Origin of the sequence: Cupriavidus cauae, assembly GCF_008632125.1 — a bacterium.
GTDB classification, from domain to species: domain Bacteria; phylum Pseudomonadota; class Gammaproteobacteria; order Burkholderiales; family Burkholderiaceae; genus Cupriavidus; species Cupriavidus cauae.
In genome coordinates this window covers 212614-226977 of sequence record NZ_VWRN01000035.1, presented here as the reverse complement: position 1 = coordinate 226977, position 14364 = coordinate 212614, and the positions used below count along the sequence as shown (strand labels likewise).

16 protein-coding genes are annotated in these 14364 nt (G+C 66.7%); 7 read left to right on the top strand and 9 right to left on the bottom strand.

The genetic code is table 11. From position 1 onward, the window contains the following. Positions 1-325: 325 nt before the first annotated feature. The gene (locus F1599_RS14570; protein WP_150083520.1) at positions 326-1354 is read left to right on the top strand and encodes a LysR family transcriptional regulator; all 1029 of its coding nucleotides are present in this window, start codon (positions 326-328) and stop codon (positions 1352-1354) included. A gap of 97 nt (positions 1355-1451) precedes the next feature. On the opposite strand, the gene F1599_RS14565 is transcribed toward F1599_RS14570, so the two are convergent. Genes F1599_RS14565 through F1599_RS14555 form a run of 3 tightly spaced genes read right to left on the bottom strand, consistent with a single transcriptional unit; the run spans position 1452 to position 4023 of the window. Beyond that, a complete protein-coding gene (locus tag F1599_RS14565; RefSeq protein ID WP_150083519.1) occupies positions 1452-2210 on the bottom strand; it encodes an enoyl-CoA hydratase/isomerase family protein in 759 nt (252 codons plus the stop codon). A gap of 54 nt (positions 2211-2264) precedes the next feature. After that, complete coding sequence (locus F1599_RS14560; RefSeq protein ID WP_150083518.1) at positions 2265-3002, bottom strand: glutathione S-transferase family protein; 738 nt, start codon at positions 3000-3002, stop codon at positions 2265-2267. Between the two features lie 40 nt (positions 3003-3042). Beyond that, positions 3043-4023: a quinone oxidoreductase family protein gene (locus F1599_RS14555; RefSeq protein WP_150083517.1), complete on the bottom strand. Its 981-nt coding sequence runs from the start codon at positions 4021-4023 to the stop codon at positions 3043-3045. Between the two features lie 212 nt (positions 4024-4235). Here F1599_RS14555 and F1599_RS14550 point away from each other — a divergent pair, with 212 nt between their 5' ends. Both F1599_RS14550 and F1599_RS14545 read left to right on the top strand, forming a co-directional pair. Then, entirely contained in the window at positions 4236-5435 is a 1200-nt protein-coding gene (locus F1599_RS14550) for a CaiB/BaiF CoA transferase family protein (protein WP_150083516.1), read from the top strand. Positions 5436-5493: 58 nt separating this feature from the next. Continuing rightward, positions 5494-6522, top strand: a complete 1029-nt coding sequence (locus F1599_RS14545) for a Bug family tripartite tricarboxylate transporter substrate binding protein (protein ID WP_395895873.1) — start codon at positions 5494-5496, stop codon at positions 6520-6522. A 112-nt stretch (positions 6523-6634) separates the two neighbouring features. Here F1599_RS14545 and F1599_RS14540 read toward each other — a convergent pair whose 3' ends face one another. Next, entirely contained in the window at positions 6635-7318 is a 684-nt protein-coding gene (locus F1599_RS14540; RefSeq protein ID WP_150083515.1) for a GntR family transcriptional regulator, read from the bottom strand. 36 nt (positions 7319-7354) lie between these two features. Beyond that, positions 7355-7690, bottom strand: a complete 336-nt coding sequence (locus F1599_RS14535) for a hypothetical protein (RefSeq protein ID WP_150083514.1) — start codon at positions 7688-7690, stop codon at positions 7355-7357. A 23-nt stretch (positions 7691-7713) separates the two neighbouring features. Here F1599_RS14535 and F1599_RS14530 point away from each other — a divergent pair, with 23 nt between their 5' ends. Beyond that, on the top strand, positions 7714-8343 hold the full coding sequence (locus F1599_RS14530; RefSeq protein WP_223819644.1) for a DUF4142 domain-containing protein: 630 nt from the start codon (positions 7714-7716) through the stop codon (positions 8341-8343). A 55-nt stretch (positions 8344-8398) separates the two neighbouring features. Here F1599_RS14530 and F1599_RS14525 read toward each other — a convergent pair whose 3' ends face one another. The 3 genes from F1599_RS14525 to F1599_RS14515 all read right to left on the bottom strand — a co-directional run bounded on the left by F1599_RS14525 (position 8399) and on the right by F1599_RS14515 (position 10700). Next, entirely contained in the window at positions 8399-9151 is a 753-nt protein-coding gene (locus tag F1599_RS14525) for an amino acid ABC transporter ATP-binding protein (RefSeq protein WP_150083577.1), read from the bottom strand. 40 nt (positions 9152-9191) lie between these two features. Continuing rightward, positions 9192-9845: an amino acid ABC transporter permease gene (locus F1599_RS14520; RefSeq protein WP_006576339.1), complete on the bottom strand. Its 654-nt coding sequence runs from the start codon at positions 9843-9845 to the stop codon at positions 9192-9194. Positions 9846-9908: 63 nt separating this feature from the next. Beyond that, positions 9909-10700, bottom strand: a complete 792-nt coding sequence (locus tag F1599_RS14515; protein ID WP_149318243.1) for an amino acid ABC transporter substrate-binding protein — start codon at positions 10698-10700, stop codon at positions 9909-9911. A 187-nt stretch (positions 10701-10887) separates the two neighbouring features. Here F1599_RS14515 and ku point away from each other — a divergent pair, with 187 nt between their 5' ends. Further along, positions 10888-11769, top strand: coding sequence for a non-homologous end joining protein Ku (ku, locus tag F1599_RS14510; protein WP_150083513.1), 882 nt, complete (start codon positions 10888-10890; stop codon positions 11767-11769). Next, complete coding sequence (locus F1599_RS14505; RefSeq protein ID WP_150083512.1) at positions 11766-12698, top strand: tetratricopeptide repeat protein; 933 nt, start codon at positions 11766-11768, stop codon at positions 12696-12698. Before ku ends, F1599_RS14505 begins: the two co-directional genes overlap by 4 nt. Before the next feature lie 169 nt (positions 12699-12867). Here the strand turns inward: F1599_RS14505 and F1599_RS26465 are convergent, their stop codons facing one another. Next, positions 12868-13002: a hypothetical protein gene (locus tag F1599_RS26465; RefSeq protein WP_263364043.1), complete on the bottom strand. Its 135-nt coding sequence runs from the start codon at positions 13000-13002 to the stop codon at positions 12868-12870. A gap of 474 nt (positions 13003-13476) precedes the next feature. Between F1599_RS26465 and F1599_RS14495 the strand changes: the two genes are divergently transcribed. After that, entirely contained in the window at positions 13477-14337 is an 861-nt protein-coding gene (locus F1599_RS14495) for a DUF342 domain-containing protein (protein ID WP_149318239.1), read from the top strand. The last annotated feature ends 27 nt before the right edge of the window (positions 14338-14364 follow it).

Sequence of the window (14364 nt, the reverse complement as noted above, 5' to 3'; positions counted from 1 at the left end):
CGAGGGATTCAATTCCATGGCAGCCGAGAAGAGGACACCGGATGTTATGTCGTGCCGGCGATGGCGTGCAAGCGCGCGCAAGCGTGTGCAACGACATGCAAGGGCGTGCGAGCAGCGTATCCATGCGGCGCCCCATGCGGCAATGCGGCAATGCGACGCCGTTTCCATTTCTGCACCAATCTCGATCGCACATGGCAAAGCGCGCGGAAACCCGATGGCAGCCTGGCAGAAAATCAGGGAACGCTGTCATTTACCGTACACCGGCGCCTGATTAGCATCCAGGCACGCCTCATTTCTTGCGGCGATGCATTCAGGGAGTGCTGAAATGAACGAACCGGAAACAGCGGAACGCGCCTTCCGCCTCAGCCTGCCCAATCGCGCCGACGCGCTTTCCGCCAGCTTTGCGGCGAGCTATGCCGGCATCATGGCGTTCATGGCCGTCGCCAGCGAGGGCAGCTTTGCCAAGGCCGGCGAGCGCCTTGGCATCGGCCGCTCCGCGGTCAGCCGCAACGTGCAGAAGCTGGAGACCCAGCTCAGTACGCGGCTGTTCCTCCGTACCACGCGCACCACGCAGCTGACGCGCGAAGGTCAGCGTTTCTTCGAAAACTGCCACCAGGGCGTGACGCATATCGTCGAGGCGATGAACGACATGCTGGAGCTCCGGGAAGGTCCGCCGCGCGGCCTGATCCGCATCAGCTCGACGGTCGGCTTCGGCAGGAAGATCGTCGCGCCGCTGCTGGAACGCTTCATGAAGGCCTATCCGGATATCGCCATCGACCTGCTGCTCGACGACCGGCCCACCGACTTCGCCTCCGAGCAAATTGACGTGGCATTCCGCAACGGTCGCATCGAAGATTCGAGCATCATCGCCAAGCGGCTGATTCCCATGCAGATGGCGTTGTGCGCATCGCCCGCTTATGTGGCCGCGCACGGATTGCCGCAGACGCTGGAACAACTCGCCGAGCACGATTGCATCAATTTCCGCTTTGCCAGCGGGCGGATATTCGAATGGGAATTCAAGGTCGATGGCGCCGTGCGCAAATACATGCCCACGGCCCGGCTGACCTTCAACGACGCCGACCTGGTGCTCGAAGCGGTGCTGCAGGGATGGGGCATCGCGCAAATGGCGGGATACCAGATCTGCGATCACATTGCGGCCAACGAGCTCGTCGTGGCGCTGGCCCGGCACGCACCGGACGATCGCGGCCACTTTATCTGCTATCTCAGCCGCCAGCACCTGCCCACCCGCATTCGCGTCTTTATCGACTTCATGACCGATCAGATCCGCGCGCTGGATCTCGATTGCCTGACGGGATTCAACGCGAAAACGCTGGAACGCCAAATGGCGGCTTGAGATCGGAGGCGGCGCGCTGAAGATCCGACGATCTGACGACCTGGCGCCCCGACGAACTTGACGGCCTACGGGCCTACCGGCCTGGCCGCCGACCGTACTATCGCCCGACAAACCTCGGCACCCGCTTTTCCTTCCAGGCGATGGCCCCCTCCTTGATGTCCTCCGATTGCACCGAGCGCTGCATATCGGCGGCCAATGCTTCGACGTCCAGCACGCCGCGCGCAATCGCATTCAGATGCTTCTTCATGCCGAACACCGAAATCGGCGCCAGCGACGCGATGGTGGACGACAGTTGCTCGACGCGTTCGCGCAGCGCCGAAGCCGGCAGCAATTCGGTCAGGAAGCCACAACGGAACATCGCCTCGGCATCGATCTTCTCGGCCGTCAGGAACAGATGCTTGGCGGCATTCAAACCCAGCCGCGAGACATAGCGCTCCATGCCGCCCTGATAGAAATGCAGGCCCAGCCGAGCGGCCGGCATGAACATCTCGGTGGCGAGTGTCCCGATGCGGAAGTCGCATGCCAGCGCGAGATCGGTGCCGCCGCCGTAGACCCCGCCGTGAATCTCGGCAATCGTCACGGGGCGGCAATCTTCCAGCGCATTGACCAGCGGCTCGAACCCGGCGCCGCGCTGACCCGCGGCCAGCTTGCCGATATCGAAGCCGCTGCAGAAATACTTGCCGCTGCCGCGGATGCGCAGCACCAGCACGTCGGCCTCATTGACCGTGTCGACATGCTGGCGCAGCGCGGCCAGGTCGTCCGGCCCCAGCCGGTTGGCAACTTCGGGCCGGCTCAGCGTGATGGTGGCGATGCGGTCTTCGATTTCCAGAATGGGGAGCGATCCGGTGTCTGACATGGGCTGGCCTTGCAATGAGAGGGAGTGGTCGAATCAAGGGGAAAGCAATCCGGCTTACGCGCTTGCCACGGCGGCATCGAAGCGATCGATCCGTGCTTCGGCAAAGGCGGGACGGGCCTGCACCCGCCGCCACCAGTCGGCCACGGCGGGCGCGGCATCCGGCGACAGCGCGTCGGCATCGAGTTCGGCCAGGCGCGCCACGAACGGCACGGCGGCGATATCGGCGAGCGTGTAGCGATCGCCGAGCAGCCATGGGCCCTCCTCCAGCATCGCCTCCATCTTCGGCACGATGGCCTTCAACTGGTCCAGCGCGGCGCGCTTCTCGTCGTCGGTATAGGGCCGTCGCGCGACGCGCAGCCACGCCTCGCGCCGCTGCGCGGTCGGCACGCGGGCCAGCCGTTCGGCCAGCTCCGCGTCGGTCCATTGCGACGCCTGCGCCTGGAATACCAGGCTCCAGTTCAGGATCAGCAGATTCGGCAGCGCGCGCTCGTCGGTCCAGCGAATGAAATTGCGCATCTCGGCGCGCCGATAGGGATCGGCCGGCCGCAGCGGCGGCTCCGGATGCGTGTCGTCGAGGTATTCGCAGATGGTGCTGCTTTCATGCAGCGCCCGGCCGTCGTCCAGCACCAGCCCGGGCACCACGCCGTTGGGATTGACGGCCAGATAGGCCGCGGAGTGATGCTCCTGCCGGCGCATGTCGACCGGCACGCTGTCATAGCAGATGCCCTTCTCGGCCAGGCACAGGCGCACGCGGCGCGACGCGCTGGACAGCCAGCTGTGATAGAGCTTCATGCCGCTTCTCCTGGTGATACGGTTTCCATCGCCGGCGGGACTACGGAATCAGCACCACGGCGCCGCTGGTCTGCCGGGCTTCGAGCTGCCGGTGGGCCTCGCGCGCGTCGGCAAAGGCAAAGCGCTGGCCGACTTCGAGCCGCACATGACCGGCACCGACCGCCTCGGACAGCGCGGCCATGCCTTGGCGCAGCGAGGCGGCATCGGCAATGAAGGTGCGCAGCGTGGGACGGCAGACCATCAGCGACTTCGCGTGCAGCAGCTGCAGGTCGAACGCCTCGACGTCGCCGGACGCGGTGCCATAGTTGATCGCCATGCCCAGCGGACGCAGGCACGACAGCGACGGCACGAACACATCCTTGCCGACGGCATCGTAGACCACCGCGACACCGCGGCCGTCCGTCAGTTCAAGCGTGCGGGCGACGAAGTCCTCGCGCCGATAGTCGATGACGTGATGGCAGCCATGGGCCAGCGCGATCTCTCGCTTGGCCTCCGAGCCGACCGTGCCGATCACCGTCGCGCCCAAGGCACGCGCCCATTGGCACAGGATCACGCCCATGCCGCCGGCCGCCGCATGTACCAGCACCGCATCGCCGGGTTGGACCGGGGAAATCCGGCGCAGCAGATATTCCGCGGTCAGGCCGCGCAGCAGCGTGGCGCCTGCCACGTCTTCGGGGATCTGCGCGGGCAATGGCACCACGCGTGCCGCGGGGACGTTGCGCACGACCTGATAGGCCCCCGGCTGGAAGCAGCCGACCGATTGCCCGACCTCCAATCCGCTGACGCCGGGCCCCACCGCTTCGATGCGGCCCGCCCCCTGCGAGCCGAGCACGATCGGGAACGAGGTCGGCTGATGCGGCCCATGGCTGCCGCGCCGTTGATAGATGTCCGCGAAATTGACGCCGATCGCGCTCTGCCGGATCTGGACCTCGCCCTCGCCAGGCGGCGGCACGGCGACTTCGATGAACTCCAGTTCGTCCGGCCCGCCGTTTTTCTGTATTTGTATTGCCGCCGATTGCATACGATTCCTTGAAGGGGGACGCACGTTCGTCGCCTGGAGGTCACTTATTGGTGCCGCACCCTGGTCGTGCGAGCGATCACGGGCGACCGCGGGCAACCGCACAGCGCAAAGTCTAGGACACAGAGCGACTCTCCGCATCCATACAACCCCCTATTCGTATACATACGATTGTTGTGCGTATACTCGACGCACCCAATCATCCTTCCCCTGCCATGGCCCAATCCGAACCCCAACTTCCATTGCACGGCATCAACGTCCTCGACCTGACCGTCGCCCGCGCCGGCCCGGCCGCGGTACGGCTGCTCTCCGACTGGGGCGCCAATGTCATCCGGCTCGAGCCGCCGCCGCCAAAGGACCACGGCTCGGTGACGGGCCAACGCCGCGGCTCGGATGAGCAGAACCTGCACCGCAACAAGCGCAGCATGTGCGTGGACCTGAAGACGCCGGAGGGCGCGCAGATCCTGGCGCGGCTGCTGGAGAACACCGACGTGGTGGTCGAGAACTTCCGCTCGGTGGTCAAGGCCAGGCTCGGGCTGACATACGAGGCGCTGAGCGCCCGCAATCCGCGCGTGATCCTCGCCAGCATCTCGGGCTTCGGCCAGGATGGCCCCTACAGCGAACGGCCCGGCGTCGACCAGATCGTGCAGGGGATGTGCGGGCTGAGCTCGGTCACCGGCGAGCCGGGGCGCGGCCCGGTCCGCGTCGGCATCGCGATCTCGGACACCACGGCGGGCATGTTCCTGGGCCAGGGGATTCTGCTGGCGCTGTTCCACCGCGAACGGACCGGTCGCGGCCAATGGGTCCATACCTCGCTGATCGAGTCGATGCTCAACAAGCTCGATTTCCAGGCGGCGCGCTACACGGTCGACGGCGAAGTGCCGACGCAGCAAGGCAACGCCCATCCGACGCTGGTGCCGATGGGCACCTATCGCGCCAGCGATGGCCTGGTCAATATCGCGGCCAGCACGCAACGGATGTGGGCCAACTTCTGCCAGGCGCTGGAGGCGCACGATCTGATCGACCACGCCGACTATCGCGACGCGCGTTCGCGTGCCCGCAATCGGGCCGCGCTCGACGAAGCGATCCAGGCCCACACCTCGCGCTTTACCTGCGCGGAATTGATGACGCGGCTCAATCCCGCTGGCGTGCCTTGCGGCCCCGTGCTCGATATCGGGCAGGCCTTCGAGGATCCGCAGGTCCGCCACCTCGGCATGACCCGTACCGCGCGCCACCCTGTTTTGGGCGAACTCGACCTGCTGCGCTCGCCGATCAACCTGTCCGCCGCGCCCCACCCCGAGCGCTTTGCGCGCGCGGCGCCGGACCCCGGCGAGCAGACCGACGAACTGCTCGGCGAGCTGGGCTTTGCGCCGGAGCTGATCGCGCAGTGGCGCGACAAGGGCGCCATCGCCTGACGATCGACGAGGAGCCGCAGAGCCCCATCGACCCATACAACATGACAAGGAGACACCGATGCACAGCCATTCCACAGCGACCTCCGCGAGCTCCGCGACCTCCGCGGCCTTCAGGGCCTCTGCCACTGTCGCGGCCCTGGCGGCCGTGGGTCTGATCGCCGCCATCGCGCCCGGCGCCGCGATGGCCGAAGGCTATCCGAACAAGCCGATCCGGCTGGTGATCGGCTACACGCCGGCCGGCGCGGCCGATTTCGTTGCGCGCGTGGTCGGCGAGGCCATGTCCAAGGAGCTGGGACAGCCGGTGGTGGTCGAGAACAAGCCCGGTGCCGGCAGCACGCTCGCATCGGCATGGCTGGCGCAGGCGCCGGCGGACGGCTATACGCTGGGGCTGGCCACGGCGACGATCTATGGCATGGACCAGCACCTGTACAAGGTCAAGTACAAGGCCGACAGCTTCACGCCGATTACGCGGCTGACCATCTCGCCGCTGATCCTGGCCGTCAACAAGGACCTCGGCATCGCCGACGTGAAAACGCTTGCGGCGAAGGCCAAGGCGAATCCCGGCAAGTTCAACTACTCGTCTTCGGGCATCGGCGGATCGCCGCATGTCGCCGGGCTGTCGTTTGCGAACGCGGTCGGTGTCGACATGACACACGTGCCGTACAAGGGCGGCGCGCCGGCCTTGCAGGCGGTGGCGGCGGGCGAAGTGGAGTTTTCCTTCGGCACGGCATCGTCGGTGCTGCCGCTCGGCACGCAGGGCGTGGTCAAGATGATCGGCGTCACGACGCCGCAGCGCTCCGCCGTGGCGCCGGGGCTGCCGACCATTGCCGAGCTCGGTTTGCCGGGCTTCGACTACACGTTCTGGTTCGGGCTGTTCGGACCGGCGGGGCTGCCGAAGGAGGTCACGGACAAGCTCTATGCCGTCGCCACCAAGGTGCTGGCCGATCCGGCCATTCGCACGCGTCTGGTCGACAACGGCAGCGAACCGGCACCGTCGCGCTCGCCGGCCGAGTTCAAGCAATGGGCGCAGCAGGATGGCAAGAACGCGCTGCAACGCACGGTGCAGGCGGGCGTGAAGATCGATTGAAACGCGCGGCGCCGGCTGGCGCGGTTGTTGGTGCGCAGGCTGGCGTGTCTTCTGTCGCGATTGCTGACTCGCTCGCTGCCGTGCTTTCTCGCGCTTGCCGGGGCGCCCCGGCTCAGCGCGCCCCCTTGGCGCCGACGGCGTCGTCCGGCATCGACGCGATCATGTCCGCATAGACGTTCCCGCCGGTCGAGATGTGCTCGACCATCGCCCGCGCCGCTGCCTCTTCATCGCCGCGCAGGATCGCCTCCATCACCGCGCCATGTTCCTCGAGCGAGGCGCGAATGCGCGCGGGCTTCTCGAAGCGGTAGTCGCGCATGCCACGCATGCGGGCCCGCATCGTGCGAATCTGCGCGCTCAGGATCTCGTTGCGGCAGGCCTCGTAGATGACCGCGTGGAAACGATCGTTGGCCTCGCGATAACGGTCGGCGCTGGCCTGCGCCGCAGCCTGCTGGCAAGCCGCATAGGCCTCCCGCAGCGCCCCCCGTTCGGCCTCGGTGATACGCCGCGCCGCCAGCTGGGCCGCCAATGCCTCGAGCTGTACCAGGATCTCGCTCATGGCAACGTATTCGCGCAGCGTGATGGCGGACACAATCGCGCCGCGGCGCGGCACCAGATCGACCAGCCCGGCCGACGCCAGCCGGATCAACGCCTCCCGCACCGGCGTACGCGATACCGAGAAACGCGACAGCAATTGCTGCTCGTCGAGTTGGGCGCCGCTGGCCAGCTTGCCGGACAGAATCTCCTGTTCGATGGTGGCGCGGATCGTTTCCGCCAGACTCGTTCGCTCTTCGGGCATGCGGCAGGGACATCGGTTTAAGTGGGGGCAATTCTACTACGGGGGCCACTCGAAACGCCGTTTTTGCATGCACTGCGCGGCGTTATGTGTACGGAGACGTGGCCGGACGTTGAACTGCCTGCCAAGCCGGCCACCGGGCCGAGCGTTTTTACCGTCGCATGCAATTTTTTCGCCGGCCTTGTCGCCGCCCTGGTCGCCGGCCATACGCCGACCGATATGCGGCGGTGTCATTGCGATGGCGCACGACATCCCAACGCCAGCCTTGTGCAGGCCCTGCACAAGCCCCAGCAAGCCCTGCGCGAGCCACGGGGCGAAGGCGGTGATCGGCGAGGCCGGCGTTGGGCGCGGATATTGCTGATTGGTCGAACCCATCCACCTTCAAGGGAGAACACGCCATGCCTATCCGTACCGCAGCACTCAGTGTCTTCAGTACCGCCGCCTGTTCCCTGCTGCTGTCCACCGCGGTGATGGCGCAAGGCACCAGCACCGCGCCGAAGAACACGGCGCCCGGCAATATGCCCGCCACGACCGCAACGGATCAGACCACCACGCGAGGCACCGCGGGCGACACCAGCAAGCTGGTGCGCGCCGACCGCAGCTTCCTGGAAAACGCCGCGCAGGGCGGCCTGGCCGAGGTCGAGGGCAGCAAGCTGGCCGAACAGAAGGCTTCCAATGCCGACGTCAAATCGTTTGCGGCCCGCATGATCAAGGACCACACCGCGGTCAACGAGGAGCTGACCAAGCTGGCCTCGAGCAAGGGCTATACCCCGCCGACCGAGCCTTCGGTCGTGCAGCGCACCGAGCTGAAGGGGCTCAGCGCGCTCGATGGCGAGCGCTTCGACAAGATGTACGCCAGCCGGATCGGCGTCGCCGCGCATGAAAAGACCGTGAAGCTGTTCCAGGAAGCCGCGAAGAACGCGAAGGACCCGGACATCAAGGCCTTCGCCGCCAAGCACGTGCCCGATCTGGAGCAGCATCTGCAGATGGCGCGCGACCTGAACAAGAAGGTCGGCAACGACAAGTAAGGGCCGCCGCGTGGCCGGGAAAGACCGCAGGGCAATGCCCGCGGTCTTTCGCCGGCTACAGCATATGCGCCAGAAACTCCCGCGTGCGCGGATGCTGCGGCGCGCGGAAGAATTCCTCGGACGGCGCGCTCTCGACGATGCGGCCCTGGTCCATGAAGACGACCCGGTGCGCGACTTCGCGCGCGAAGCCCATTTCGTGCGTGACCACCAGCATGGTCATGTGGTCATCCGCCAGCTGCCGCATCGTGCGCAGCACCTCGCCGGTCAGCTCGGGATCGAGCGCCGAGGTCGGTTCGTCGAACAGCATGATGTCCGGCTCCATCGCCAGCGCGCGGGCGATCGCCACGCGCTGCTTCTGCCCGCCCGACAGGCGCGACGGATAGTTGTCGCGCTTCTCCAGCAGGCCGACCTTGCGCAGCAGCGCATCGGCGATCGGCACGGCCGCCTCGCGCGCCATGCCCTTGACCGTCATCGGCGCCTCGATGATGTTCTGCAGCACCGTCATGTGCGGGAACAGATTGAAGGACTGGAACACCATGCCCATCTTGCGGCAGATGCGGCGTACCTCGGCGTCCGGCACGTAGCGGCTGCGCTGGTCCGCGCCGGGCTCGGCCAGCGTCTCGCCCTCGATCTCGATGCTGCCGCCGTCGATCGTCTCGAGATGGTTCAGGCAGCGCAGCAGCGTGCTTTTTCCCGAACCGGACGGCCCGATGACCGCCACCACCTCGCCCTTGCGCAGCGTCAGCGAGACGCCGTGCAGCACGCGGTTCGTGCCGAACGACTTGACGATATCGCGGGCGCGGATCATCACCGGGCGCTCCTGCCCTTCGCCGCCGCGGGCCTGCGGCTCATTGATCGTGTGCGGCATAGCGTTTTTCCAGGCTTTGGAACATCCAGGTCAGCAGCAGCGTCATTAGCAGATAGAACGCCGCGGCGACCAGGAAAGGCGTGGTGGTGAAGTCGCGCTGCACGATGCCGCGCGCGGTGCGCAGGATGTCGTTCAGCGCCAGCACGTAGATCAGCGAGGTGTCCTTGACCAGCGTGATGGTCTCGTTGCTGACCGGCGGCAGCACGCGCCGCACCATCTGCGGCAGCACCACGCGGCGCATCGTCTGCAGGTAGGTCATGCCGAGCGCCTTGCTGGCTTCGTACTGGCCGCGGTCGACGGACTGGATGCCGGCGCGGAAGATCTCGGCGAAATACGCCGCGTAGTTCAACGCGAAGGCGACCACCGCCGCGGGGAAGTCCGGCAGGCGCACGCCCACCACCGGCAGCAACGGCAGCGCGAAATAGACGAACAGCAGCTGCAGCATCAGCGGCGTGCCGCGCATCAGCCAGATATAGCCGTTGACGGCCACGCTCAGCGGCCGCCATGCCGACAGCCGCGCCAACGCGAGCGCCAGGCCCAGCGGCACCGACAGCGCCAGCGTGATGAAGAACAGCGAGAGCGTGATCCGCGCGCCCTGCGCCATCGGTCCCAGCAGGGAGAGAACGTAGTCCATGGATCGAAACCCGGCGCGCGGGATCCAGAAAAAAGCGGCGCCCCGTGAAGGGGCGCGGCGGGCTTACTTGATCAGATTCGCGCCGAACCACTGCTGCGCGATGCGGGAGGCCGTGCCGTCCTGCTTCATCTCGGCCAGCGTCTTGTCCAGCTGCGCCAGCAGTTCGGTGTCGTCCTTGCGCAGGCCGACGCCGTAGTCCTCGGTGCCGAAGTTCTCGTCGAGCACGCGGTACTCGCCGGCGCGCTTGCTGACCAGATAGCGGCCCACGACCTCATCGACCACGATGGCGTCGAGGCGGCCGGCGGCCAGGTCCATCAGCGCCGTCACGTTGTCGCCAAAGGCCTTCAGCTCCTTGATGCTGGCGGCCACCTGCGCCTCCTTGCGGATCGCGTCGACCGCGCTGCTGCCGTCCTGCGCGCCGACGATGCGGCCGGCCAGGTCGGCCTTGGCCTTGATCGGCGAGGCGCTGCCCACCACGATGATCTGGTGGTTGCTCATGTAGGGCGCGGTGAAGCTGATGTTCTTCTTGCGCTCGTCGGTGATGGTCAGGCCGTTCCACAGCACGTCGACGCGCTTGCCGTTCAGTTCGGCCTCCTTGGCGCTCCAGTCGATGGGCTTGAACTCGACCGTCATGCCGAGGCGGCGCGCGGCTTCCTTGGCCATGTCGATATCGAAGCCGACCAGTTCATTGTTGGCATCGCGAAAGCCCATCGGCGGGAAGTTGTCGTCCAGGCCGACCACGACGGTCTTGGCGGCCGCGGCCGGCGCACCGGCGGCGGGGGCTTGTTCGGACTTGCCGCAGGCGGCGAACAGGGCCACGGCGGAGACGATCAGGAGGGCTTTCAGAGTTTTCATGGTGGGAGAGGCGCAGAGGGAGATCAGGGCGTCGGAGCAGAGGGCGGGCGGTGCCCGGCAGCCGTCCGCATCCCGCGTTGGCGCGGTGACATGGCGGCAAACCCGCCATTATACGAAAGCCTGAGGCAGGCGTGCAGACGAAGCGTCGACTATTCTTTAGCAATACGCCAACCCGAAAGGTGACGACATGGCCGCACGCTCCATTGCCTCCCTCTCGCTGAGCTTCGGCTTGGTTTCCATTCCGGTCCGGGTCTTTTCCGCGACCGAAAGCAAGTCCAGCATCGGTTTCAACCTGCTGCACAAGGGCTGCGGCTCCCGGCTGCGGCAGCAGTACATCTGCCAGCGCGAGGGCGTGGTGGTCGAGCGCGCCGACATGGTCAAGGGCTACGAGTTCGAGAAGGACCGGTACGTGGTATTCACGCCCGACGAGCTCGACGCGCTGGAGACCGGCGCGCGCCACACCATCGACATCGTCGCCTTCATGCCGATGGGCGCCATCGACCCGATCTATTTCGACAAGGCCTACTATCTGGCGCCCGACAAGCGCGGCGCCAAGCCATACAGCCTGCTGACCGAGGCGATGCGCAAGACCGGCACCTGCGCGTTGGCCACCTGGGTGTGGAAGGGCAAGCAGTACATGGTGCAGGTGCGTGCCAACGACGAGGGCCTGGTGCTGCAGCAATTGCTCTATGCGGACGAGGTCCGCTCGATGGCCGACCTGAACGTCGAGCGCACCGATATCCGCCCCGCCGAACTGACGCTGGCCGAGCAGCTGATCGAGCAGAGCACCGTGGAGGCCTACGACCCGGCCGCCTATCAGGATGAGGAAAAGCAGCGTGTGCTGGCCGAGATCGACAAGAAGATCGAGGGCAAGAAGATCACGGTATCGGCGACGGCGGAGCGGCCCAGCGAGGGCGGCGAGGTGATCGACCTGATGGCGGCGCTCAAGGCGAGCCTGAGCAAGTCGCAGGCCGCCGCGAAGAAGCCTGCGCGCGAGGCGGCGCCGCGCAAGGGCGCCAAGCGCGCCACGGAGGCCGCGACCCCGATCCGACGTACTGCCAGGAAATGAGCGCGGTCGGCAAGGACAGCTTCACGCTGAAGGACATCGAAGGCACGTTCGGCGTCTCGCGCGGGACGGTGGCGAGCCTGACGCGAGCGGGTTTGCTCGAACCGATCAAGGGCAGCCGCGGCGAGCGCCAGTTCTCGTTCCAGGACGTGGTGCTGATCCGCACCGCCGATTCGCTGAAGAAGGCCAATGTGCCGCCGCGGCGCGTCACGCGGGCCTTGCAGCGATTGAAGGCGTGGTCGCAGGACCGGCCGCTGTCGGGTGTGCGGATCGCGGCGGTCGGCAATGGCGTGGTCGTCTCCGAGGCGCATCGCCAGTGGGAGGTCGAGACCGGCCAGCTGGTGATGGAATTGCAGCCGAGCCGGTCGCAGCCGGGCGCGGTGCTGTCGATCCAGTCGGCAAGGAAGGCCGACAACCGGGCCGAAAACAGCGCTGATAACTGCGCTGGCAACCGCGCTGACAACCGCGCTGACAACCGCACCGACCCCACCGAGCACCGCGCGGAGGAGCATACCGGCCACGGCCCCGACGCCGGTACATGGTTCCAGCTCGGCTGCCAGCTCGAAGCACAGGACATGCGCAAGGCCGAACAGGCCTACCGCCGCGCGATCGCGATCGCCCCCGACTACGCCGATCCCTATCTGAACCTCGGCTGCCTGCTGACCGAGGCGGGGCGCGTGCAGGAGGCCGAATCGCTGTATCGGGACGCGCTCACCGCGATCGGCGACGAACCGCTGCTCCACTTCAATCTCGGCGTCACGCTCGAAGATCTGGAGCGATACGAGGACGCGCTGCGCAGCTATCACCGCTGCATCGACATCGCGCCGGACATGGCGGATGCGCATTTCAATGCGGCCCGGCTGCATGAGCAGCTGGGCGACGCGCATCGCGCGATTCGGCATTTCAACCAGTATCGGAAGTACTGTCGCTGAGGGCTGCCGATGAGGGGCTGCCGATGAGGGGCTCCCGATGAGGGGCTGCCGATGAGGCTCGGCCGTTGAGCGTCTGCCGCTGGGGGGCTGTGGCACGGGCTCTGTCGAGGACGCATGGTGCGCCGCAGGGTTGAGACTTCTCAACGGCTATGGGATACTCGGCCTGCTTTCAGCCGTTTTTTCCCGGTTTTCCGGGCCGATGGAGCAAACGCTCCACCGAAAACACCGGCTCACTCTTCCTCTTCTTCGCGACCGAATGCAACTCGTCCTGCGCCGCTCCGCCCTTTTCCAGCATGCCCTGCATGCTGTGGCGGCACGCGCGTACGGCGACGCTTGCGGCTTTGCCGCGCGCCAGGCCATGGTCGCCCGCACATCCCATATTCCCGCCGTGCTTCTCTCAGCCGTGCGGGGAGTCCGGGACTAGCACCAACAGTCCCACACCGGTCTCCCTGGCACGGCACATTGCCCGGGGATCGCCATCGACGATCGGCGATCCACTGTTCAACGTGCAATTGGGAGAGCGCATGTCCGCCAAGACCAGAAAATCCGCCGTCGTCTATCGCCGCGCCCTGCTCGCCATGGCCGGCATTGCCGCGCTTTATCTCGCGGTTGAATTCATCGTGATGAATCCGCTGTAGGCGGTTTGAACGCGGTTTCCCTCCGCGCCTCCCTCTCCCGCGTGGGGAGAGGGAGCGCGGCATCGCGCTTGCATTCGTGCGTGCCACCGCCCAAGGCACGACAGCCCCACCCTTCACCGACTACCGAGGTCCCGATGTCCATGGAACTCACCCAGAATTTCGTCAAGGCGAAACGCCCCTGCGCGGACGGCTACAAATGGTTCCTGCGCAACCGGCATGACGGCAGCGACTACCAGCGGCTGCTCGATGCGCTGGTCGATGCCGGCCGCGTCGGCGATGCGTGCTGGCTGCTGGACCAGTTCGGCCCCACCGATGCCGTGCTGACGCTCGATGCGCTGAACGCCGGCGCGCTGGTGTTCGCCGGCACGCTGGTCGTGCGCGGCGCCATCGATGTCGATTCGGTGGTCCGGGCCGGCCGCACGATCCGCGTCGGCGGCGGCATCCGCGCGGGCACGGCGATCATCGCCGGCGAAGATATCGACTGCGCCGGCAATCTCTACAGCGGCGGCGCCATCGAGGCCGGCGGCGACATCAAGGCCGCGTGGGGCATCGACGTCGCAACCTTCCTCGATGCCAAGGGCAGCGTGCGCGCGGGCTGGGACATCAGCGCGGGCGAGCACATCCACGTCGGCCGCAATCTGCGCGCGGGCGACAGCATCGCCGCGCAGCACGCGATCCGCTGCGGCGGGACGCTGAAGGCCGACGGCGATCTGCAGGGCCACGGCATCAGCGCCGGCCAGGGCATCGAGGCCGGCGGCGCGATCCGCAGCAGCCACCATATCGAAGCCGGCTGGGGCATCAAGGCAACGGGATCCATCGTGGCGGAGAGCGCGATCAAGGCCGGCGAAGGCGTGCAGACCGACGAGGACATCGTCACCGGGCCGGGATATGGCATTCATGCGGGACTGAACGTGCGGATCGACATCTGGGACGTCAGCGCGCGCATCGTTGCCCGCCGCAAACCCGAGAACCTGGTCAGCGGCGCCTGGCAGAGCGGTTGACGACGGCCATGTCGCTCCTGCTCGCCC